Source organism: Thermobifida halotolerans (assembly GCF_003574835.2).
Taxonomy (GTDB): domain Bacteria; phylum Actinomycetota; class Actinomycetes; order Streptosporangiales; family Streptosporangiaceae; genus Thermobifida; species Thermobifida halotolerans.
This window is the reverse complement of the sequence record NZ_CP063196.1, coordinates 3186854-3209853: the sequence shown is the minus strand read 5'-3', so window position 1 is coordinate 3209853 and position 23000 is coordinate 3186854. Positions and strand designations below refer to the sequence as shown.

The following is a 23000-nucleotide window of genomic DNA, read 5'->3' as shown; positions in this document are numbered from 1 at the left end:
CGGCACGTGAAGACCGAAGTTAGCGTCGTAGCTCCGAGGCGTCGAGCCGACCTACGATTCCTATGACGACGGTAGAGGGGGCGGGGTTTCCGCTGTCTTCCGGGCTCCGGGGCCGACCCCGGAGCCCGGTCGCTTCGTGCGGGGGCCGTGACGGGCGGTTCGGGTCAGCGGGCGGCCCGGGCCTCCCGAAGGGAGCGGTAGTGGGCGTTGCGCGCCGCCAGCACGGCGGCGGCCAGCAGCGTCGCGAGGAGCGAGGCGAGCAGCACCCCGGCCTTGGCGTGCGCCAGAACCCCCGGCTGGCCGGGGAAGGACAGTTCGGTGATCAGCAGCGAGACGGTGAACCCGATTCCCGCCAGCATGGACATGCCGGCGATGTCGATCCAACGCAGGGAGGGGCTCAGTTCGGCGGAGGTGATCTTGGTGGTCAACCAGGAGCCGCCGGTGATGCCGACCGTCTTGCCGACCACGAGCCCGGCCATGATGCCGAGCGCGGCCGTGTCGCCGAACACCGCGCCCAGTCCGCCCTCGAAGGCCACACCCGCGGACATCAGCGCGAACACCGGCAGCACCAGCCCCGAGGACCACGGGCTCAGCAGGTGCTCGACGCGGTGGCTGGACGACTCCTCCTCACCGGCCAGCGGCACGGTGCGCATGAGCAGTCCCATGGCGACCCCGGCGATGGTGGCGTGCACCCCGCTGGCGTGCACCAGAGCCCAGATGGCAAACGCCAACGGCAGGTAGACCACCCAGTTGGGCAGCGCCGAGGCGTTCAGTCGGGCGGCCGGTCCCTGGCCGCGCTGGAGGTAGCCGAACACCGCGAGCAGCGCGGCCGCGGCGAACATCGGAGGGAAGGACAGGTGGTCGGTGTAGAAGATCGCAATGACCACGATCGCGCCGAGGTCGTCGACGATCGCCAGGGTGAGCAGGAAGGTGCGCAGGGCCGGGGGCAGGTAGCGTCCGACGACCGCCAGGATCGCCACGGCGAAGGCGATGTCGGTGGCCATCGGAATGCCCCAGCCGGACACGCGGTCGGGATCGGTGGCGTTGAGGCCCACATAGATCAGTGCGGGCACGACCATGCCGCAGACCGCGGCGACGATGGGCAGCATCGCCCGGCGCGGGTTGCGCAGCTCGCCGTGGACGAACTCCTGTTTGAGCTCGTTGCCGACGACGAAGAAGAAGACGGCGAGCAGGCCGTCGGCGACCCATGCCTCGACCGACAGGTGCAGGTGGAGGGCCTCCGGGCCGAAGGAGAACTCGCGCAGGGCCTCGTAGGAGTGCCCGAACGGGGAGTTCGCCCAGATCAGGGCGGCGACCGCGCCGCCGATGAGCAGGAGGCCGCCCACGATGTCGGAACGGAACAGATCAGCGATCGCGTGCAGTCTGCCGCCTGCCGTGTGCGTGGTCATAGCCGCCCCTCGAGAATCGTTCGCCGAACACGTCGCCGACCAGACTTCCCGGCACACCATGACCCGCCGCGGAGTGCGCCTGGGTACGGACTCCGCGGGCCCCGGGCGACTATGCCAGGGCCGCGGCCCCATGTCCAGGGGTGCGCGGGTCGGCGGAGCGATCCGGGGATCCTCCCCACCGGCCGATCGACACAGATCTAAATATTAGGACGGCAAAAATCATTCGTGTCTGGCGCCTTCGTGTTGCACGTGCCCCACGGGCTCCACCTGGAGGGTGGAGTGCTCGATGGCGAAGTGTCCGGAGAGGCACTCGTGCAGTCGGTCCAGGAGGCGTCCGGTGTCGGCCAGGGCGGCGTCCTCGACCACCACGTGCGCCGACAGCACCGGCATGCCCGAGGTGATGGTCCAGGCGTGCAGGTCGTGTACGTCCACCACGCCGGGCTGGGTGCGCAGGTGCCGACGGACCTCACCGAGGTCGATGTCGCGCGGGGCCGCCTCCAGCAGGATATGCAGGGCCTCGTTGAGCAGGTGCCAGGCGCGCGGCGCGATGAACAGCGCGATGGCGATCGACACCACCGAGTCCACGCGGTCCCATCCGGTGGCCCAGATGATCAGGGAGGCCGCCACGACCCCCACCGAGGACAGCAGGTCGCCCAGTACCTCCAGGTAGGCGCCGCGCAGGTTGAGGCTCTCGGCCTGTCCGCGGTGCAGCAGCGCCAGGCCGACCAGGTTGGCGACGAGGCCGGCGGCGGAGAAGGCCAGCATGGCGGGGCCGGCGACGGGTTCGGGATCCAGCAGTCGGTGGACGGCCTCGTAGCCGACGAACGCGCACAGCAGGAACAGCAGCAGGGCGTTGGCCGCGGCGGCCAGGATCTCCGCCCGTTGCAGGCCGAAGGTGCGCCCCGGACCGGACGGCCGGTTCGCGATCCAGATCGCGAGGAGGGCCAGCGCGATTCCGAAGGAGTCGACCGCCATGTGCCCGGCGTCGGCGAGCAGGGCGAGGCTGCCCGTCGCCAGGCCGCCGACGACCTGGAGTGCCATGACGCCGAGGGTCAGACACAGCACGAGGAGCAGACGCCCGCGGTGCGCTCCCGCGGCGGTCCGGTGGTCGTGGCCCATGCTCTCTCCCGTCTCCGGTGGGCAATCCGGTGAAGCACCGACAGTTCAGCTATCACTGTTTATACAGTGATGGCTGTCTATACAGCAAAAAGTGTAAAATGGCTGCCGTGTTGACCCCCGAGCAACGTCTCTCCGCCGTCCAGCGCCTGGGGCGGGCCCTGGCCGATCCCACGCGGTGCCGCCTGCTCCTGGCCCTGCTGGACGGCCCCGCCTACCCCGCGAGACTCGCCGAACAACTGGGACTGACCCGGCAGAACGTCTCCAACCACCTGTCCTGCCTGCGCGAGTGCGGCCTGGTGCGCACCGTCGCGCAGGGCAGGCAGATCCGCTACTCCCTGGTGGACGAGTCGCTGCGGCACGCACTGGAGGACCTGCTGCACGTGGTCTGGGGCGTGGCCGTGGAACACACCCCGCCGGGGGAGTCCCTCCCCGTGGCCGCGGACTGAGCGGACCGAACCCCGGATCAGACAGCCGGGTCGGCCATGGCCGACCGCCACCGACGCGCCCGGGTCCCGGAGTCCAGCAGGGCGCAGTCCCCGCACTTGCCGCCCTCCGGTGCCCGGTAGTACAGGCAGCAGGAGCGGCGCACGAAGAACCGGTGCGGCCGGTCGGCGTCGGGCCGCACCAGGTGGCCGAGCCCCGCCAGCGGAGCGCGCTCGACCAGCGCGGTGGCGATCGCCGCGGCGCGGTCGGCCCACTCCGGACGCTTGAGGGAGATCATCTGCACCGCGCCTCCGACCGCCGCGGCGGCATTGCCCCACAGCAGCCGCTCCGAGACGCGCACCCGGGAGCGCACCGCCGCGCCGAGCGGCCGCAGGTGGCGCTCCACCAGAGACTGCCGCAACAGCTCGGCGGCGCCGTCCGCGCCGTCCGGCACGGCCGCGGCGCCGTACGGACCGGCCAGCCACGACGTGACCCGCTCGGATCCCTCCCGCCACAGCAGCGACGCCGCGGGCACGTCCAGTACCGTCCCCGCGCAGGCCGCGGCCAGGGCCGGGGAGACCAGCCGGGCCGCGAACCCCAGGTGGGCGACCGAGGCGGACACCCGCGGCTCGACCGGGCCGTACCTGTGCGCCACCCACGCGATCCGGGCGTCCAGCAGCTCCGGCGTTCCGTACAGCTCCGCGAAGGAGTGCAGCCCCCCGGAAGCGGCGCTGTCGAGGGGAACCAGTTCGAAATAGCCGCCCAGTCCGGCGAGGGCGTCGAACACGCGGCGGTCGGGGAGGCCGGAGGAGCCCTCCGTCGCAGTGGTCAAGGTCACTTCCTCCTCATGTCGGTCGGCGTCGCTCCGGCGCTCCCGGCCAACGCCTGGTACAGCGCCTCCGCGCCCTGGACCAGGCCGCGCAGCGTCTCCACGTCCAGCGAACGCAGCGCCGCCTCGGTGCGCTGCCTGCTCGTGCCCCACATGTCGTCGATGAGGCCGCGGCCCTCCTCGGTCAGGTCGACGCGGCGCACCCGCCGGTCCGCGGGGTCCTCGCGACGGAGCACCAGGGAGCGGGCGGCCAACCGGTCCACGATCCCGGTGAGTGTGGCCATACTCACCCCGATCCGCTCGGCCAGCTCATGGGTGGGGGTATTGCCGTCGATGGCCAGCGCCACCAACACCTTGAGCTGCTGAATCGTCAGGGTGGTGCTCAACAGGGGCAGCGAGCGGTCCCGTACGAACAACCTGAGCTGACGCGCCTCCAGCTCCTGGAGACGCTCGATCAACTGGGATTTGGCATCAGACGCGCCACTGTCCATTCCGGTTCCCGCTCTCAGCCCTGATCCGCTGTGGATGGATTCCCTGACATATCCCTGATTTGTATCACTCTGGCATGATCTTCAATGTCACGCGAAGTACCGTGGAGGCGCGTGCCCGGCTGACGAACCCGCGTGGCCTCTCCCACCGGCGGGCGCGGGCAGATCAAGCGCGACCGCTCACCATGCGGTGTCCGAATTTGACGTGAATCATCCTGGTTGAGGAGCCCCATACCCATGTCCAAACTGGCCAAGCTCAGCCTTGGCAACCGGGCGTTGATCCTGCTGATCACACTCAGCGCGCTCGTTTTCGGCGTGATCGCCGCGGGATCGATGAAGCGCGAGCTCATTCCCTCGTTCGAAGTGCCCATGGCCGTGGTCGGCGCCCAGTACCAGGGGGCCTCGCCGCAGGTCGTGGAGACCGAGGTCACCCAGCCCCTGGAGCAGGCGGTCAAGGGCGTTCCCGGAGTGATCGGCTACACCGCCACCTCCAGCACCGGCTCGGTCCAGATCGTCGCCGAGTTCGACTACGGCGACTCCACCGACGACGCCGTCCGCGCCCTCCAGCAGGCGGTCGACCAGGTCGAGCCGATGCTGCCCGAGGACGTCGACCCCTACGTCATGGCGTTCAGCGTGGACGACCTCCCCGTCATCGCACTGGCCGCCGGAGCGGGCGACGGCGACGCCCAGGCGCTCGCCGAACCGGTCCAGGAGCTGCTGGTCCCCGAACTGGAGTCCGTCGACGGCGTCCGCGCCGTCCAGGTCACCGGTGTGCGGGAGTCCACCGTCGTCATCACCCCCGACGAGGACGAACTGGAGGACGCCGGCTACACCGTCAACGACCTCACCAACGCGCTGCAGGCCAGCGGCAGGCTGCTGCCCGGCGGCCAGATCACCGAGGAGGACCGCACCCTCACCGTCACCACCGGCGGCCGACTGGAGTCGGTCGAGGACGTCGAGAACATCTGGTTGACCCCCGGCGGAGCGCCCGTGGCGGCGATGCCCGGCGTTCCCCAGGCCCCGACCCCCGAGCCGGTCCGGTTGTCCGAGGTCGCCGACGTCGAACTGGTCCTCGACGACGCCACCAGCATCACCCGGACCAACGGTGAGCCGAGCCTCGGCATCTCGATCACCAAGACCCCCGACGGCAACACCGTCGAGATCTCCGAGGAGGTGCGGGAGCGGGTCGCCGACCTCGAGGACCAACTGGGCGTGGACACCAACATCACCGTGGTCTACGACCAGGCGCCCTACATCAACGACTCCATCGTCGCCATGGCCGAGGAGGGCCTGCTGGGCCTGGCCTTCGCCGTCATCGTCATCCTGGTCTTCCTGCTGTCGGTCCGCTCCACCCTCGTCACCGCGGTCTCCATCCCGGTCTCGCTGCTCATCGCGGTCCTGGGCATGTGGGCCTTCGACTACACCCTCAACCTGTTCACACTGGGCGCGCTGACCGTGGCGGTGGGCCGTGTGGTCGACGACTCCATCGTGGTGCTGGAGAACATCAAGCGCCACCTGGGCTACGGAGAGGACAAGTACACGGCCGTGTTCACGGGGGTGCGCGAGGTGGCGCTGGCCATCACCTCGGCCACCCTGACCACCATCGCCGTGTTCCTGCCGGTCGGATTCGTCGGCGGCCAGATCGGTGAGCTGTTCCGGCCCTTCGCGGTGACCGTCAGCATCGCGCTCGCCGCCTCCCTGCTGGTGTCCCTCACGATCATCCCGGTGCTGGCCTACTGGTTCATGCGGCCCAAGATCGTGCCCCCGGAGGAACTGGAGCGGATCAGGGCCGAGGAGCACGAGCGCGAACTGCGCTCCCCGCTGCAGCGCGGCTACCTGCCGGTGATCCGCTGGGCCACCAGGCACTGGCTGGTCACCCTCCTGGCCGCCGTCGTGGTCTTCGTCGGCACGGGGGCCATGTCCCTGTTCATCAAGACCAGCTACCTCGACGACCAGGGGCAGAACACCGTCAACGTCACCCAGGACCTGCCCGTGGGCACCTCCCTGGAAGCGGCCGACGCCGAAGCGGCCAAGGTCGAGGAGAAGCTGGCGGAGCTGCCCTGGATCGAGTCCTACCAGGCGACCTTCGGCGGCAACGACACGATGAGCGTCATGTTCGGCGGCGGAGCCGACTCCATCACCTACGCCATCACCACCGACCCCGACGGCGACCAGGCCGCCTACCAGGAGGAACTGCGTCAGGCCCTCGACGAGGTGGACACCGAGGGCGAGACGCGCGTCAGCAGTGCCGGAGCCTTCGGCACCTCGCTGTCCGTGGAGATCAGGGCCGACAGCCGGGAGACCCTGGAGGAGGCGACCGCGCTCGTCGAGGAGGCGGTCCGCGACATCCCCGGCGCGGCCGACGTGGAGAGCAGCATCGCCGCCACCCAGCCCGCGTTCGAGATCCGCGTCGACGGGGAGGACGCCGCCGAGGAGGGACTCACCGAAGGCCAGATCGGCCAGGCCGTGACCGCCGCGTTCCGCGGCACCGACGTCGGAACCGTGACCGTCGACGACGTCCAGCACGACATGGTGCTGCGCGTGGACGACAGCCCCGCCAGCGTCGAGGACCTGGAGGACCTGGAGATCACCACCCCCACCGGCGACGAGGTGAGGCTGTCCGAGGTCGCCGAGGTCGAAGAGGTGCTCCAGGCGCCCGAGCTGAGCCGCAGCGACGGATTCCGCGCCGCGACCGTCACCGCCACCCCCACCGCCGACGACCTCGGCCGGGTCAGCGTCGACCTGGACAGGGCCCTGCAGGAACTCGACCTGCCCCAGGGAGCCACCGCCACCATCGGCGGGGTCAGCGAGGACCAGAACGAGGCGCTCGTCCAGATGGGCGTGGCCATGCTGGTCGCCATCGTGATCGTCTACCTCATCATGGTGGCCACCTTCAAGAGCCTGCGCCAGCCCCTGGTGCTGCTGGTCTCCATCCCGTTCGCCGCCACCGGCGCTCTGGGCCTGCTGCTGGTCACCGGAACGACGCTGAGCCTGCCCGGACTGATCGGCATGCTGATGCTCATCGGCATCGTGGTCACCAACGCGATCGTGCTGATCGACCTGATCAACCAGTACCGCGAGGAGGGCATGGAACTGCGGGAGGCCGTCGTCGAGGGCTCCCGGCACCGCCTGCGGCCGATCCTCATGACCGCACTGGCCACCATCGGCGCGCTCACCCCGATGTCCCTCGGCCTCACCGGAGGCGGAGCGTTCATCTCCCAACCGCTGGCGATCGTGGTCATCGGCGGCCTGGTCAGCTCCACGCTGCTCACCCTCATCCTGGTCCCGGTGCTCTACACCATGACCGAGGGAGCCAAGGAGCGCAGGCTCGCGCGCCGCGCCGCCAGGCGTGAGGCCGCGCTCGCCGCGGCCCGCGCCGAGGCCGAGAAGGCCGCGCGGGAGAAGGCGAAGGAGGACGCCGCGAACTGACCGGACGCGGTCGCCACGAGGCCGTGACCACGGGCGGGCCGCCGCGTCCACGCGGCGGCCCGCCCGCGCCGCGCACTCCGCGACAGGGAGTGCGCCCCTCCGTCCGGCCGCCGCGCAGCGGCGCCCCACCGCGCGGAGCGGGCGGGCCGATTTGTAAAACGCAGGTTACGGCAGGCAAGCTTTCGCCTTATGGGAACCACCACGAACAACGATCTCGACGAACTCGTCCGCGAAGAACTCGGAGCGGAGCCCTCGCAGGAGGCCAAGGACTACGCACGTCGCCTGTACGAGAAGTACCGTCTGCCCGACACCCCCCCAACCCCCACCGAGTCCGGGGCGGACGCCTGAACCGATCGGAGCGCACGTCGACCGCACAGCACACCGGCAACAGACGGGGGTCTTCCCGAGGGAGGACCCCTCAGTCGTCCGAGGAGCCGCAACTCCGCGCGGAGTCACCGTCCCAGACCAGTTCGAACCAGACGGTCCGCCCCAGACCGTCCGCACGGGCCTCCACACCCCACTTGGCCGCCAGGGCCTCGACCAGGTCCAGCCCCCGTCCGTGCTCGCTGACGTCGTAGGGGTCGCGGTGCTGGGGACGCGGAAGCTCGGAACCCCCCAGGTCCCGGACCTCCACCCGGACCCAGCTCGCGGCGGTGTAGACCGTCACCTCGAACTTGCCGCCCGGAGCGCCCGACGCGCTGTGCGTCACCGCGTTCGTGGCGATCTCGCTGGTCAGCAGGGTCACGGTGGAGATTTCGGGACAGTCGTGGAGCTGGCGCGCCACAAAACGGCGGGCGTGCCTGATCTGGCTGGCCAGCCCGGGGAAGCGGCGTCGGACGGGAAGGCCGCGCGCATCGGAGTGGGGAAGGGAATGCTCGTGCATAGGCTTCGCCGGTGCTTGGGGGGACGGGTGGGCAACGGGACCGGTGCGTTGGCGTGGGACCAAGGCGGGCGGCCAGGTCGAGGACTGCGCTGTCGAGCTGTCGGTCATGTGATCACTCCCCAAGGGCACGGGAGGGCCCGCGCCATTGAACAGGGCCGCGTGGACGGGTGCTGTCCGGCCGGCACCACAAGTGGGTCGGTCCATGCCCGGCAGGGTCACGGCGCGAGCGTGGTCAGCCCGGGAAAGCGGTCCCCGCGGTGCTACGGGTGAGCGTCGTGGCTTTGTGGACTTTTCTCCACGAAAAAGAATACGGGCGTTGTCTCCCGGTGAGCGAGGCGGGGGCGTACTAAAAGAAATCTGTGGACAACCAACCGTGACCGTCGATCGGGGTGAGGACCACGGCGTGTCCCACCCGCTCAGCCCCTCCTTCCCCTACCGTGATCGGTGACGCCGAATTGCGGTGTCGTTCATGACACATTCACGGTCTCGACCAGCAATTCCGAGACGGTTGTGGCGGTTTGACGGTCTCTCACCCCGCGCCGACAGTCCGTCGCCCCGCACGAGGTCCTGCGTCGGTGCGGTGGAGCGGGACACCTCGCACACGACTCAGGAGGACCACGTGACCGAAACCGCCCCCCGTCGATCGCTGCCGATCATCGGCTCCCTCGGTGGGCGCTCCCGGGCGACCTGCCGTTTCCGCTGCGGTGACGCCTGCTACCACGAGGCGCCCAACACCAGCGACAACCCCTACTTCGGTGACATCTACACCGGGGTGCTGTCCCGCCGCGGCGTCCTGCGCGCGGGCGCGGTCGGTGCGGGCGTCTCCGCCCTGGCGGTGGGCGGCGCGGCCCCGGCGCTCGCCGGAAACGGCGGCCGCGGCAGGAACTCCCGGCTCGACTTCTCCTCGGTCCAGCCCAACGTCGACGACCAGGTCACCGTCCCCTCCGGCTACAAGCACAACGTCGTCGTCCGGTGGGGCGACCCGGTCATCCCCGGCGCGCCCGAGTTCGACTTCGCCAACCAGACCGCCGAGGCGCAGGAGAAGCAGTTCGGGTACAACTGCGACTACGTCAGCTTCTTCAAGATCGACTCGCGGCGCGCCCTGCTCTGGGTGAACCACGAGTACACCAACGAAGCCCTCATGTTCGCCGGCTACACCGACGGCTCCGCCGCCGATCCCGAGCAGATCAGGATCGCCATGGCCGCGCACGGCGCATCGGTCGTCGAGGTCGAGCGCGTCGGCCGCACCGGGGAGTGGCGCCTGGTCACCAGGGGACGGCGCTACTACAACCGCCGCATCACCGCGACCACCCCGATGAAACTCACCGGACCCGCCGCGGGACACGAACTGCTGCGCACCGAGGCCGACCCCACCGGCACCAAGGTGCTGGGCATGCTCAACAACTGCGGCGGCGGCACCACCCCGTGGGGAACCGTGCTGACCGCCGAGGAGAACTTCCACCAGTACTTCGTGGGTGGAGAGGGCGCCCCCGAGGAGGCCAAGCCCGCCCTGCGGCGCTACGGCATCGCCACCTCCGGCGACACCCGCCGGGGCAACCGCCGGTTCGACCGCGTCGACGAGCGCTTCGACCTGTCCAAGCACCCCAACGAGGCCAACCGGTTCGGCTACATCGTCGAGGTCGACCCGTTCGACCCCCACTACAAGCCGCGCAAGCGCACCATGCTCGGCCGGTTCAAGCACGAGGCCGCCACCGTCCGACTCACCAAGGACCGGCGGGCCGCCGTCTACATGGGCGACGACGAGCGCTTCGACTACATCTACAAGTTCGTCAGCGACAAGAAGTACCGCGGCGGCTCGCGCCGCCACAACGACGGCCTGCTCGACGCGGGCACCCTCTACGTCGCCAGACTCACCGGCAACAGCCCCGCCGAACAGATCGACGGCTCCGGCACGCTGCCCGAGGACGGAGCGTTCGACGGAACCGGCGAGTGGATCCCGCTGTGCGACGCCACCCGCAGCTACGTCGACGGCTTCAGCGTCGAGGAGGTGCTGGTCCACACCCGGCTCGCGGCCGACAGGGTCGGCGCCACCAAGATGGACCGCCCCGAGGACATCGAGGCCAGCCCCACCAGCGGCAAGGTGTACTGCGCGCTCACCAACAACTCCGCCCGCGAACCCGGCCAGGTCGACGAGGCCAACCCGCGCGCCGCCAACCGGTACGGCCATGTCCTGGAGATCAGCGAGCACCGGAACGACTCCGGCGCCACCACCTTCACCTGGACCGTGGTCGTGGTCTGCGGCGACCCCGAGGACCCCAGCACCTACTTCGCCGGATACGACAAGTCCCGGGTCGCGGCGGTCTCCTCCCCCGACAACCTGACCTTCGACAAGTCCGGCAACCTGTGGATCTCCACCGACGGACAGCCCGGCAGCCTGGGCGTCAACGACGCCCTGCACGTGATGCCGGTCGAGGGGCGGTACCGGGGCGAACTCAAGACCTTCGCCACCGTCCCGGTCGACGCCGAGTGCTGCGGCCCCTGCATCACCCCCGACGAGAAGACCGTCTTCATCGCCCCCCAGCACCCGGGCGAGGACGGCACCGTGGACAACCCCACCAGCGTCTGGCCCGACGGAGACTTCCCCCGGCCCTCGGTGGTCTCCATCTGGCACGCCAACGGCAAGAAGGTGGGCTCCGCCTGACCCGCGCCCACCGGTGCCCGCACCACGGAACCCCGTGGTGCGGGCACCCCGCCCGGCGACGTCCCGCCCCGGACGGCTCCCGCCACCGGTCCGTTCGGGGAACGGCGGGTCGCGCCTCCACCGGAGCGGGACATGGCAGGATCACCCCATGGCGCACAGAGGCGACGTTCCCCCCGCCGGAATCCACACGGCGGACCCCGGACGCTACGACGGCCGCATGCCGTACCGCAGAACCGGACGCAGCGGGCTCGACCTTCCCGCGATCTCACTCGGCCTGTGGCACAACTTCGGTGACGACCGCCCCCTGGACACCCAGCGCGCGATCCTGCGGCGCGCCTTCGACCTGGGAATCACCCACTTCGACCTGGCCAACAACTACGGGCCGCCGCCCGGCTCCGCCGAACTCAACTTCGGACGCGTCCTGCGTGAGGACTTCCGCGCCTACCGCGACGAACTGGTGATCTCCACCAAGGCCGGATGGGAGATGTGGCCCGGCCCCTACGGCAACGGCGGCTCCCGCAAGTACCTGCTGGCCAGCCTGGACCAGTCCCTGGCACGCATGGGACTGGACCACGTCGACATCTTCTACAGCCACCGCCACGATCCCTCCACCCCGCTGGAGGAGACCATGTCGGCCCTGGACACCGCGGTGAGGTCGGGCAGGGCTCGGTACGCGGGCATCTCCTCCTACTCGCCGCAGCACACCGCCGAGGCGGCGACGATCCTGCGGCAGGCGGGCACCCCGCTGCTCGTCCACCAGCCCTCCTACTCCATGCTCAACCGCTGGATCGAGGAGGACGGCCTGCTCGACACCCTGGAGAACGAGGGCGTCGGCTGCATCGTCTTCTCCCCGCTGGCCCAGGGCATGCTCACCGACAGGTACCTCGGCGGCATCCCCACCGAATCCCGTGCCGCGGCGGGCAAGTCGCTGTCACCCGACTGGCTGACCGAGGACAACCTGGCCCGCATCCGCGCCCTCAACGAGATCGCGGCACAGCGCGGCCAGAGCCTCGCCCAGATGGCGATCGCCTGGACCCTGCGCGACCCCAGGATCACCTCGGCGCTCATCGGGGCCAGCAGCGTCCGGCAACTGGAGGACAACGCCGCGGCGGTGCGGTCCGCGGAGTTCACCGACACCGAACTCGCCGAGATCGACCAGCACGCCTCGGACATCGGTATCGACATCTGGCGCGTGTCCAGCCGACCCTGAACCCGCCGCCCCGCCCGGCGGCACACCCCGCCGGGCGGGGCGTTCCCCCGGAGAGGAGCCCACCATGTCCAGGCCGGGACAGCACACCGGACCCCGCGCCGAGCGGGGCGGCGGCGACCCGCGCCTCCCCGGCCGCTGGTCCCCGGCACTGCACGCGGCCCTGCGCCGCCCCGGAGTCCTCGTCGGAGCGGGCCTCCTCGGCCTGCTGGCGCTTCTCGCCTGGCTCGGCCCGCTGGCCGCGCCGTGGGACCTCACCGAACACGACCACACCAGCTTCCTGCAGCCGCCCTCGCCCCGCCACTGGTTCGGCACCGACAGCACCGGCCGGGACCTGTACGTCGCCACCCTGGTGGGGCTGCGCAGGTCGCTGGTCATCGGACTGCTCGCCGCGGTGCTCACCACCGCGGTCGCCGTCGCCGTGGGCACGGTCGCCGGATACTTCCCCGGCCGCACCGACCGGCTCCTGACCTGGCTCACCGACCTGGCCATGGTGGTGCCGCCGCTCCTCGTCCTGGCCGTCCTGCTCCCCGTGGCCGAGAAGGGCGGCTGGATCGCCTTCGTGCTGCTGCTGGCCGCGTTCGGCTGGATGGTGACCGCCCGGATGGTCCGAAGCGCCACGATCTCGCTGCGGGAGCACGAGTACGTCCGCGCCGCCCGCTACATGGGGGCCTCCCCCGCCGCGGTCATCGCCCGCCACATCCTTCCGAACCTCTCCTCGCTGGTCATCGCGGACGTCACCGTCAACGTGAGCGCGGCGATCATCGCGGAGACGAGCCTGTCCTACTTCGGACTGGGCGTGCAACCGCCCGACGTCTCCCTCGGCACCCTCATCGCCGACGGCACCCGCCACGCGGTCACCCACCCCTGGGTGTTCGGCTTCTGCACCGGGCTGCTCGTCACCCTGGTGCTGGCCGTCAACCTCCTCGGCGAGGGCCTGCGCGACGCCCTGGCCCCCGACAGCGCGGCCCACCGCGCCTGACCGCCGCGTGACGCGCCCGGAACGCACCGCCGCGCAGGCCCTAGGATGCACACCGTGACCGGAACCGAGACGCACCCCGATCCCGCGTCTCCCCCCGAGACGACCGGAGCGCACCCGCCGGACGAGCCCGTGCTGTGCGTCGAGGACCTCCACGTCACCTTTCCCGGAACCGGAGAGGGCGGCGACGTCCGGGCGGTACGGGGGCTCAGCTACCGGCTCCGCCGCGGCGAGATCCTGGGAATCGTCGGAGAGTCCGGCGCGGGGAAGTCGGCGTCCGCCCTGGCCGTGATGGGACTGCTGCCCGACCGCGCCCGCGTGTCCGGTTCGGTGCGGCTCAACGGACGGGAACTGCTCGGCCTCGACGAACGGCGGCTCGCCGCGATCCGCGGCAGGGCCGTCTCCATGGTCTTCCAGGACCCGATGGCGGCGCTCACCCCCGTCCACACGGTCGGCGACCAACTGGCCGAAGCCGTCCGCGTCCACCATCCCGGAACCGGAAGGGCCCGGGCGCGGGAGCGCGCGGTCGAACTCCTGCGCCTGGTCGGCATCCCCGACGCGGACCGCCGCGTCGACGCCTTCCCCCACGAGTTCTCCGGCGGCATGCGCCAGCGCGTCATGATCGCCATGGCGATGGCCAACAACCCCGACGTCATCCTCTGCGACGAGCCCACCACCGCCCTGGACGCCACGGTCCAGGCCCAGATCCTCGACCTGCTCGCCACCGTCCGCCGCGAGACCGGCACCGCGATCGTCGTGATCACCCACGATCTGGGGGTCGTGGCGGCACTCGCCGACCGGGTCCTGGTCATGTACGCCGGACGCCCGGTGGAGACGGGCACCGTGGCCGAGGTGTACCACCGGCCCCGCATGCCCTACACGATGGGGCTGCTGGGCACGGTCCCGCGCGTGGACACCACCGGACGCGGGCCGCTGCCCCCCATCGGAGGCACCCCGCCGACACCGACCGACCCCCCTCCCGGCTGCCCGTTCGCGCCGCGCTGCCCCGTCGCGCTGCCGCAGTGCGACACCGAGTCCCCGCGGCCGCTGCCGGTCGGCTCCGCCCCCGACTCCACCCACCGCGTGGCCTGCCTCCGCGCCGACGAGATCACGGCCAACCACTGGAGCGCCGCCGACCTCTACCCGAGGCCCGACGCCCCACCGGCCGCCGCGCGCACCCCCCGCGCCAGGCGCCCCACCGTGCTGCGCGTCGACAACCTCGTCAAACACCACCCGCTGTACCGGGGAACGATCCTGCGGCGCCGCGTCGGCGCCGTGCGAGCGGTCGACGGAGTCAGCTTCGACCTGCGAGAACACGAAACCCTCGCCCTGGTGGGAGAGTCCGGGGCGGGCAAGTCCACCACGCTGACCGCGATCCTCGACCTGACCCGGCCCGACCACGGCGGCATCACGGTACTGGGCAGGGACACGGGCACACTGTCCCCGAAGGAGCGGTTCGCCCTGCGGCGCGACCTCCAGGTGGTCTTCCAGGACGCCGCATCGGCCCTGGACCCGCGTATGCCGGTCGCCGAACTCGTCGCCGAACCGCTGCGCGTCCACCGCCATCCCCGACAGCGCATCCCGCACCGGGTCCGGGAACTGCTGGCCCTGGTCGGATTGGACGACTCCCACGCGCAACGCCACCCGGCCCAGTTGTCCGGAGGACAACGCCAACGCGTCGGCATCGCCCGGGCGATCGCCCTGGAACCCCGGCTGCTGCTGCTGGACGAACCGGTGTCGGCCCTGGACGTGTCCATCCGGGCGGGCGTGCTCGCCCTCCTGACGGACCTCCAGACCCGGCTGGGCATGTCCTACCTGTTCGTCGCCCACGACCTGGCGGTGGTGCGGCACGTCGCGGACCGGGTGGCCGTCATGCACCTGGGCGTGGTCGTGGAGATCGGCGACACCGCCTCGGTCTACACCGACCCGCGACACCCCTACACCCGGGCCCTGCTGTCGGCGCTGCCCGTCCCGGACCCCGTGAGGGAACGCGGCCGGACCCGGATCGTGCTGGACGGCGACCCGCCAGACCCGTCCGACCCCCCGTCGGGGTGCCGGTTCCGGACCCGCTGCCCGAAGTTCCGCACCCTGCCCGAACCGGACCGGCGGCGCTGTGTCACACAGCCGCCCGAACTTCGGCCGGTCCACGACGCAGACCACGCGGTCGCCTGCCACCACGCGTGACGGCGCACCGGCCGCGGCCCGCGAGGACCGTCACCGTCGGCGCGACGTGGGAACCGCGGCCCCACGCCGCTCCTCGGGACGGGAACGCAGCGCACGGACCAGCAGCCATCCGGCCACCGCGCCGACCAGGGACAGCGCCGCCGGGGCCAGGAAGACGCCCCAGGCGGGGGACGGCTCCGCGGCCACGAGCACGGAGTTGACGGCGACCGACGCCACCGGCGCGCCCAGGGCCGCCGCTGCGTCGCGGCCCACCCGGTCGCACCGGGGCGCGCGGTGCGCCAGAGCGGCCGACGCGGCGGCGACCAGGGTGCACACCAGGGAGGCGCTGCCGTACCACAGCACCACCCCCTCGAAGGCGGCCAACTGCTCGGGAGGCGCCGCCCGCACCACCACGCCCGTCCCCGCGGCGTTGCAGACGAACCACGCCACCAGACCGACCAGCCAGCAGACGACCAGATCCATCCGGCTCCTCCTCAGGCACAGGTCTCGTAGGGGACGTAGGGGCGGATGCCACCCACCGGCGCGCCCAGATACTCGGCGTCGGTCACCGTCAGCGACTCGTCCCCCCAGGTACCGCCCAGCCCCAGCCCCACCCCGAGCCTGATGTTGCCCCCCAGTTCGTGGACGTTGTCGCTGCCGGAGTAGTGCACCCGTGAGGTGCGTCCCCTCTCGAAGACCCACCGCTCGAACGGACCCGGATCCTCACCCAGCCCGGTGGGCGCCATCGAGTCCCACGTCAGCGGGAGCACCTGGTCGTCGGCGACCAGACCGAGCCAGTCCTCCGCCGTCGCGCGCTCCTCGGCGGTCTCCACCGCCAGTTCGGTGGTGGTCACCGTGGTCCCCGAGTCGGACGCGGCGACCTGGGTGAGGCGCACACCGGTGACCCGGCCGTCGGCGTCGCGCGTGACGGTCATCGTCCCGGTGCGCTCCCCGCCCGGCCTCCAGGCGCCGACGACCCAGTCCGCGCCGATGCTCGCGGTCCCGCCCAGCGAGTACGTGGTGGCCACGCCGCCGTCACGCGAGTCGACGGACTCGCTGAGCACCGCCGTCACCCCGACCGCGCCCTCCGCCTGCAGCGCGGGGCTGACCGACCACTCCTCGACCCCGCCCTCCCGCTGTCCGCCGCGTTCGTCGCCGACAGAGAGTCCGGCGTTCGCCTGGACGCCCACCTCGGTCTCCACCCCGGTCCGGGTGATGTGCGGGGCGGGGACCTCGGGCCCCCAGACCAGGTCGATCCCCCGGCCGACGAGCGGATTGACGCTCGCGGCGATGTCGATGCGCTGCCGCAGCCGCAGGTCGGCCATGAGCCGCTCGGCCTCCTCGGGACCGGCGAAGACCCAGGTGCTGCCGTTGGGAAAGCTCAGGCCGCCGCCGACTCCGACCTCAGCCCCGAGCCGGAACGCCTTGGTGGCGTTGAGGCCCGCGCCCGCCCCGAGGGAGGCCTCCAGCCTGGCGGTGTCCACGAGGGTCACGTGGGTCCGGCCGTCGGAGAAGGACTCGGTGACGAACGAGAACTCCCCGCCGAACGTGACAGCCACCTCGACCTGGTAGCCCGACACGTCCGTCACGCGGGTCTGCAGACAGCGCTCGGGCTCGTAGGCGGCGTCGGCGACCTCGGCGGGGGACGGGCCGCAGTCGTCGAGTCGCAGCGCCAGGCACACGGCGCGCGCGATGCCGTCGGCGACGGAGCGGGGCAGGGCGAGCAGGACGGCGGCCGCCGCGACGGCGCAGACGAGAAGGACGAGGGCGGCGTACTCGACGAGACCGCCTCCGCTGTCGTTCCGGTGCCAACAACGCATGCCGGGACTGTACGGAGCGACTCACACGGGCGGACAGCAGCCCTGGACCCCATTGTCGGCTGGGTCCGAGGGCCCAGCCGAGGCGACCCTCAACGGAAGACGGAGGCGATCTCGGCGGCCAGTTCCAGGTAGGCCAGATGGGTGGCGGGACGCAGCCGGGCCAGGTCGACCGGGCCGCCCTCGGCCAGGTGCGGGTCGTCGGGGACGCGCAGGACCCGGCGGCACCGGTCGGAGAAGTGGCGCTGCAGCTGGTCGAGATCGACCCCGGTGTTCCCGCCGGTGCGGGAGATGACCGCGACACAGGAGCGGGCGAGGGCGGCGTGCCCGTTGGCCTCCAGCCAGTCCAGGGTGGCGGAGGCGCCGCGCGCGCCGTCCACGGAGGGCGGGCAGACCACCACGACCTGGTCGACCGACGCCAGGATCGCCGACATCGCGGGGTGCAGCATGCCGGTTCCGCAGTCGGTGACGCAGACGGAGTAGAAGCGCTCGATGATCCGGGCCAGGTGGCGGTAGTCGCCGTCGCTGAGGACCCGGTGCGTTTCGGGGTCGGTGCCCGAGTCCAGGAACTCCAGGCGGGACGGGGCCTGGCTGGTGTAGCCGCGCACGTCGGAGTAGCGCCTGAGGGTCTCCCGGTGGGCGACCAGGTCGCGGGCGGTGCGTGCGGTGCGCAGCCCGGCGGGCAGCCGGTCGGTGAGGGCGCCTCCGTGCGGGGTGGCGTCCACCGCGATCACCCGGTCGCCGCGCTCCTCGGCCAGCACCGAACCCAGGCCGACGGCGGTGGTGGTCTTGCCGACGCCGCCCTTCATGCTGAGCACGGCGATCCGGTGGTGCCCGCTCACCGCGGGGCCGCGCACCTGTTCCCGCAGTTCCCGGCGGAGGCGTTCGGTTCTGGACTCGCCCGGGTTGATCAGGCCGCGGCTGGCCGCGAACACCGCGCGCCGCCATCCCTCACCCGGCGGGCGCTTCGCCGGGCGCAGCAGCGACTCGGAGGTCAGGTCCGCGGCCGTTCCCGGCCGCGGCGCATCCGGCGGAGACCGGCGGGCGTCGGGGTGCCGCCGGCCGCCGGCCGGTTCCGGTCGAGAGGAAGAGGCTGAGGACACCGTTGTGCTTTCTGCCACCGCGGCCCGTGGTCCGCGACCGTAAGGGGATGCGCCCGCATCCTACGCATTCCGCACACCGGGAACCAGGGGAGGCGGGCAACCGGACGCTCCGGCGCCGGGCGGTGGCCTACTCGCCCTCGTGCCAGGGCAGGGGGCCGTTGCCGAACTCGTAGCAGGGCGCCTCGTACATGGTCACCGGGTCGGGGTAGGAAACTCCGCCGTCGTCGCTCTCGGCGCACCGCCACGGCAGGTAGTCCAGGCTCTCGGGGTGGAACCGGTGGAGGAACCGCACGTCCCGGTCGGCCCACTCCGGCGTCTCGTCGCCGAGGTAGCTCACGAGTTCGTGACTGCCGTCGCGGTCCGTGTCGACCGTCTCGATCCCGGACTGTCCCGTGGTGGCCACGCCCCGCTGGGTGAAGGTGCGGACCGTGGCCAGGTCGTCCTGGTTGAGCCAGGCGAGGAGCTGCCGTTCGGGCTGCCCCTGGTCCTGGGTGAGCAGGACGAAGTTGCCGTTGCCACGGTCGAACGCCGTGGTGGTGTCGGGGTCGCCGTCCGGCAGCGGCACGAAGCCGGTGGCGGCCAGGTCCAGGTTGTCGGCGAGCACCCGGTCGTCGCTGTTGCGGACCAGGAAGACCGCGGCCATGCGGTCCGCTCCGGTCAGGGAGTTCGCCGCCATCTCGGCCTCGGTGAGGACCAGCCGCGCCGGTTCCCCCTCGTGGACCAGTCCCGTGATCACCTGGACCTCGTCCGCGCACCCGGGGCACCGCTCCGCGACCCGCTGGGCGTCGGCCCGCGGATCGGGGGTGTGGCTGTCGGAGGCGGCCTGGGCCGCGGAGTCGGGGGTGGCGCCGCCGTCGGTGGAGACGCAGGACGTGGCCGTGAGTACCAGGGCGGCCACCAGAAGCAGGGAGCGAGAGGGCATGGGCACGGGGTCCGGGTCGGCGGTGCGGAGGGAGGGAGGCACGGGGCACGGCGGAAATGGAGGCTGCGGCGCACCGGGCGGCTATTCCTGCGGCGGGCGTCCGGCGCCCGCGTAGGCGCTGAGATAGTAGCCGGACAGCGAGTCGACCACGACGCCGCGCCGAGAGTTGGCCGCGTGCACGAAACTGCCGTCGCCGATGTACATGCCCACGTGGGTGGGCGGCGGGCCGGGGGCGTTGGTGTTGAAGAAGACCAGGTCGCCGGGTTGGAGTTGGTCGATGCTCGGCACAGCGGGCAGGGCGGGCTGCTGCTGGTAGGTGACACGGGGCAGGGACACCCCCGCCTGCCGCCACGCCCACTGGACAAAGCTGGAGCAGTCGAAGGCGTTCGGCCCGTTGGCTCCCCACACGTAGGGGGTGTTCATACTGGCGTGCTGCAGTGCCCACTCGATGGCGGCCACCGCCTTCCCGGTACCGGTGACCTCGCCCGTCCACTCCAGTCCGGTGAGGTTGAACCGGTACTCCTCGGGAGGCTCCGGCCGTTCGACCTCGGTCCAGGTCTCACCCCCGCATTCGGGGCCGTCGACCACGCACACCATCTCGCGGACACTGTCGTGGAAGTAGTCCCCGACCGGGGACTGGACCACAGCGATGACGATCCCCGCGGCGAGGATCGTCACGACCGAGGTCTCCAGTACGGAAGTCCCGCGGTCGCCCTTCGAACGACGGGGGGAGCGGGCACGTGATCTCGCCATCGGAGAACTCCTCGTTCTGATGTCGGGGGATCAACTGACGGGAACGTCCTTGATCGGCAGGAAACCGGGGATCTCGATCGTCACTTCCTCGGTGTCCTCGGAAAGCTGGTAGGAGGCCCAGTAGGTGGTGTGGGAGCCGGGTTCAGTTATCAATTGAAATGCCCCAGGCGAAGCGTCGACTCCGGCGCAGAGACAGTCGTTTTCTCCGTCGATGTAGGTATTAAATCTTAGGCCGTGACTCTCGTCAATTAATACCACTCCGTCTCCAGATTTTCCTGAAGGGTATAGATATACCTTATTGTCAAAGTAGCTAAGGGATATATTGCTGCTGGTCTCATTGTGTAGTGTCCATGTTAATGATGTATATCGCCCCGTGGATGAACGTTTAAGTTCATTGATCTCTATGTACGCACCTTTCCATGTGGTATTGCTGGCTGTGGTGGAGCCTATGGAGGGTAGGGATTCCGAAGGGGGGGTAGTTAATTCTTCATTTTTGGTGTCCTGTGCGTGTGCGGTTGGTGAAGTTAGTAGGGCGGCAAGTGAACTTGCAATGAGGAAAAACGTGGTAAATGGCCGAGGCTTCCACATATCTGGATCCCTTTTATTTGGTGAAGGTAACGGTAACGCGACGGTTCTTTGCTCGGCCCTCTTCGGTTGAGTTGTCGCCCACCGGGTCAGCGGATCCGTGCCCGGATACTTCGAATGTAATTCCATCCCGGGTGACAAGTTCTTCGAGCCTAGATGCCACAGCCTCGGCGCGCTTCTGGGAGAGCGGGTTATTGATTGAGTCGCTGCCGGTGTCGTCGGTGTAGCCGTTAACTTGAATTGTGGTGCCGGAGGAGGAATTGATCTCCTCGGCTACGTTCCGAAGCGCCTCCTCAGCTGCCTCGGTGAGAGTCGCCTCATTTAAGCCAAAAAGCACATCAGAGGAGAGCATGATGCTGGTCTCCTCAGCTGACTCGGTACGAGAACTATTTCCGTCCATGTCATCTTGGAATGCCCGCAGATCCAAGACCCGAGGTTCGGATGTCGGTGTGTCCACAATAGCCGAATCGGGCGAGGTCGCCTCGGTAATTGGTATATCAAGAAAGTCAGGGGTGGCTGGGGTAGTCACTGCTACGAGTTCAACGGACTCAGGCGGGGAAGGGAAGGCTGCCCAGATGTCAATATTTCCACCAGGGGCGAGTTTTTCTTGACCTCTCCAGTTGGAGCAGTGGCAGGTTTCTCCGTCAGTCAAGGTGAACGGCATGTATCGCTTATTGTTTTGCATATCGACTAGGGAGACACCGTCAGGAGTTGCCATTTCTCCTTCAGGGTCTGCGAGAGTCCGAAAGACATGTGCGGTTTCCTGTCCTGTGTTGGTAATCCGCATTTTCAATACAAGAAGGTCTGCTGAGTGGCGCTCCAGGGAGAAGATGTCGAATTTGAGACGGTCTCCTTCGGGGGTTGCGCTCGAAATAGAAGAGGAAATGGAGGATTCGGTCTCCTCGGTGTTGAAGGAACCGCTGGCTTCGTCGTTCCCAGTGCTGCCTGTAGTGGTGACAGAAGGCTCTGAACCGTCCGGAACAGAGACGCAGGAAGATAGCAGTGCCGTGCCCAACATGACCGGTAGAAGCAGTCGAAGAATATAGGGAAAACCAGACTTGGGTCTCAGTCGGTCCACGGACAGCCTTCCAATCGAGAACAGACAACTCATCAGCCTAGCCAACGGAACTGGATTCGACTAGGGACAGGAGAAAAGACTTGATAACAAGGTTCCGGCGATGAGAGGGTATCTGGATGAATAGGTGCAATCTTAGGGGGACGGGGTGGGAGTACTCTCCTCTTCTTCATTATCGGCTACGTCAAGAGGTTTGTAGAGGTAGCGTCCCTCCGCCGATACCAGGCGGATGTTGATGAGGGTGCGGGCGTGCTGCTCGCTCTGGACCAGTTGTCCGTCGCATTCGACCCCGAAGATCTGGGACTCGGCGAAGACGTAGTGGCAGTCGGGCATGACCATCTGGGCGATGGCCGAGGCGTTGCCGATCCGCGCGAAGCCGCCGTTTCCATCCGCGTCCGCGCAGACCGTGTCCGACCAGCCGCGGCTGCGGTCCTCCTCGAGTTCTTTGCGGCAGTTGGCGCCGCGGACCTCCACCCGGACGAAATTGCCGAGTTGCCCCATGCTGTTGTCGCTGACCCGAATTTCCTCCAGGATCGCTCCGTTCTGCTGGGCGTACTTCTCCGCTTGGGCGCGGCCCCGTGCGGGGTCGTAGAGCCGGGAATACGGGATCTGGTTGTCGGCCAGCATCTCGGCGGCCTGGTCCCGGGAGACCGTGACCGCAGCCAGAGCAGCGGCGTCCGCAGCGGTCTGCGCCTGACTGCGCAACTGGTTGGCGTCCCCCAACCGTATGAAGAGCAGACTCAGCGCGAGTAGAGCCAGCGTCAGACCGACGAGTAGGAACAAGTTGGCCTGTCCGCTGTCGTCGGATGGCGAAGAACCCGGCGAGATTTTCCTGCGGATTTCTGAGAACAGTGTCATTAATAGTTTAGGGCTGCTGGGTGAGGCTGAAGATCTCGTAGACCTTGGTTGTAATTCCGTTCGTAATATCGCTGATGAGGCCACTGGCGAACAGTGCCCCCGCGATCGCGGCCACCAGTACGATGATGGCCGCGTATTCCACGAAACCGGCGCCCCGGTCGCGGTGGGCACGCGAAGCGTGTAGGCGACCGGTGAGTGCGGTCTGCGTTTTGACGCAGAGGGAGGTGATCGGGTTCGGCATGGGGGGATTCCTCCTGCGGATGCTGTGGTTTCCCGCTGTTCTGACGACGGTGAAC

General features: G+C 69.6%; 21 protein-coding genes. 7 read left to right on the top strand and 14 right to left on the bottom strand.

Going from position 1 to position 23000, the window contains the following annotated elements:
• Positions 1–164 precede the first annotated feature (164 nt).
• Both nhaA and NI17_RS14360 read right to left on the bottom strand, forming a co-directional pair.
• The gene (gene nhaA, locus NI17_RS14365) at positions 165–1409 is read right to left on the bottom strand and encodes a Na+/H+ antiporter NhaA (protein WP_068688607.1); all 1245 of its coding nucleotides are present in this window, start codon (positions 1407–1409) and stop codon (positions 165–167) included.
• A gap of 219 nt (positions 1410–1628) precedes the next feature.
• Entirely contained in the window at positions 1629–2528 is a 900-nt protein-coding gene (locus NI17_RS14360) for a cation diffusion facilitator family transporter (protein ID WP_068688609.1), read from the bottom strand.
• 98 nt (positions 2529–2626) lie between these two features.
• Here NI17_RS14360 and cmtR point away from each other — a divergent pair, with 98 nt between their 5' ends.
• On the top strand, positions 2627–2974 hold the full coding sequence (cmtR, locus tag NI17_RS14355) for a Cd(II)/Pb(II)-sensing metalloregulatory transcriptional regulator CmtR (protein WP_068688611.1): 348 nt from the start codon (positions 2627–2629) through the stop codon (positions 2972–2974).
• A 17-nt stretch (positions 2975–2991) separates the two neighbouring features.
• Here cmtR and NI17_RS14350 read toward each other — a convergent pair whose 3' ends face one another.
• Positions 2992–3789 carry a (2Fe-2S)-binding protein gene (locus tag NI17_RS14350; RefSeq protein ID WP_369974844.1) on the bottom strand — a complete coding sequence of 266 codons (798 nt, stop codon included), beginning with the start codon at positions 3787–3789 and terminating at the stop codon, positions 2992–2994.
• Entirely contained in the window at positions 3786–4271 is a 486-nt protein-coding gene (locus tag NI17_RS14345) for a MarR family winged helix-turn-helix transcriptional regulator (protein ID WP_068688615.1), read from the bottom strand. Before NI17_RS14345 ends, NI17_RS14350 begins: the two co-directional genes overlap by 4 nt.
• A 234-nt stretch (positions 4272–4505) precedes the next feature.
• Here NI17_RS14345 and NI17_RS14340 point away from each other — a divergent pair, with 234 nt between their 5' ends.
• Positions 4506–7697: an efflux RND transporter permease subunit gene (locus tag NI17_RS14340; RefSeq protein ID WP_068688617.1), complete on the top strand. Its 3192-nt coding sequence runs from the start codon at positions 4506–4508 to the stop codon at positions 7695–7697.
• 189 nt (positions 7698–7886) lie between these two features.
• Entirely contained in the window at positions 7887–8045 is a 159-nt protein-coding gene (locus tag NI17_RS14335; RefSeq protein ID WP_170163055.1) for a hypothetical protein, read from the top strand.
• Positions 8046–8115: 70 nt separating this feature from the next.
• Here NI17_RS14335 and NI17_RS14330 read toward each other — a convergent pair whose 3' ends face one another.
• Positions 8116–8580 carry an ATP-binding protein gene (locus tag NI17_RS14330; RefSeq protein ID WP_068688619.1) on the bottom strand — a complete coding sequence of 155 codons (465 nt, stop codon included), beginning with the start codon at positions 8578–8580 and terminating at the stop codon, positions 8116–8118.
• A 619-nt stretch (positions 8581–9199) separates the two neighbouring features.
• Here NI17_RS14330 and NI17_RS14325 point away from each other — a divergent pair.
• From NI17_RS14325 to NI17_RS14310, 4 genes are all read left to right on the top strand, one after another.
• Positions 9200–11242, top strand: a complete 2043-nt coding sequence (locus tag NI17_RS14325) for a PhoX family protein (RefSeq protein WP_068688620.1) — start codon at positions 9200–9202, stop codon at positions 11240–11242.
• 148 nt (positions 11243–11390) lie between these two features.
• Positions 11391–12452, top strand: a complete 1062-nt coding sequence (mgrA, locus tag NI17_RS14320) for an L-glyceraldehyde 3-phosphate reductase (protein WP_068688623.1) — start codon at positions 11391–11393, stop codon at positions 12450–12452.
• A 64-nt stretch (positions 12453–12516) separates the two neighbouring features.
• A complete protein-coding gene (locus NI17_RS14315; protein ID WP_068688625.1) occupies positions 12517–13431 on the top strand; it encodes an ABC transporter permease in 915 nt (304 codons plus the stop codon).
• Positions 13432–13476: 45 nt separating this feature from the next.
• The gene (locus tag NI17_RS14310) at positions 13477–15612 is read left to right on the top strand and encodes a dipeptide ABC transporter ATP-binding protein (RefSeq protein ID WP_068688627.1); all 2136 of its coding nucleotides are present in this window, start codon (positions 13477–13479) and stop codon (positions 15610–15612) included.
• A 30-nt stretch (positions 15613–15642) separates the two neighbouring features.
• Here the strand turns inward: NI17_RS14310 and NI17_RS14305 are convergent, their stop codons facing one another.
• From NI17_RS14305 to NI17_RS14270, 9 genes are all read right to left on the bottom strand, one after another.
• Positions 15643–16074, bottom strand: coding sequence for a hypothetical protein (locus NI17_RS14305; protein WP_234401697.1), 432 nt, complete (start codon positions 16072–16074; stop codon positions 15643–15645).
• A gap of 11 nt (positions 16075–16085) precedes the next feature.
• A complete protein-coding gene (locus NI17_RS14300) occupies positions 16086–17411 on the bottom strand; it encodes a hypothetical protein (RefSeq protein WP_068688629.1) in 1326 nt (441 codons plus the stop codon).
• Between the two features lie 89 nt (positions 17412–17500).
• Positions 17501–18343: a MinD/ParA family ATP-binding protein gene (locus tag NI17_RS14295; RefSeq protein ID WP_084012430.1), complete on the bottom strand. Its 843-nt coding sequence runs from the start codon at positions 18341–18343 to the stop codon at positions 17501–17503.
• Positions 18344–18638: 295 nt separating this feature from the next.
• Positions 18639–19433 carry a hypothetical protein gene (locus tag NI17_RS14290; protein ID WP_068689105.1) on the bottom strand — a complete coding sequence of 265 codons (795 nt, stop codon included), beginning with the start codon at positions 19431–19433 and terminating at the stop codon, positions 18639–18641.
• Positions 19434–19514: 81 nt separating this feature from the next.
• The gene (locus NI17_RS14285) at positions 19515–20186 is read right to left on the bottom strand and encodes a C40 family peptidase (RefSeq protein WP_068688631.1); all 672 of its coding nucleotides are present in this window, start codon (positions 20184–20186) and stop codon (positions 19515–19517) included.
• Positions 20187–20216: 30 nt separating this feature from the next.
• Positions 20217–20339, bottom strand: coding sequence for a hypothetical protein (locus NI17_RS24455; protein WP_267887165.1), 123 nt, complete (start codon positions 20337–20339; stop codon positions 20217–20219).
• A 448-nt stretch (positions 20340–20787) separates the two neighbouring features.
• Positions 20788–21849: an OmpA family protein gene (locus NI17_RS14280; protein WP_243597518.1), complete on the bottom strand. Its 1062-nt coding sequence runs from the start codon at positions 21847–21849 to the stop codon at positions 20788–20790.
• A gap of 132 nt (positions 21850–21981) precedes the next feature.
• The gene (locus NI17_RS14275) at positions 21982–22629 is read right to left on the bottom strand and encodes a pilus assembly protein TadG-related protein (protein WP_068688633.1); all 648 of its coding nucleotides are present in this window, start codon (positions 22627–22629) and stop codon (positions 21982–21984) included.
• Positions 22630–22711: 82 nt separating this feature from the next.
• Entirely contained in the window at positions 22712–22945 is a 234-nt protein-coding gene (locus NI17_RS14270; protein ID WP_068688635.1) for a hypothetical protein, read from the bottom strand.
• Positions 22946–23000: the final 55 nt, after the last annotated feature.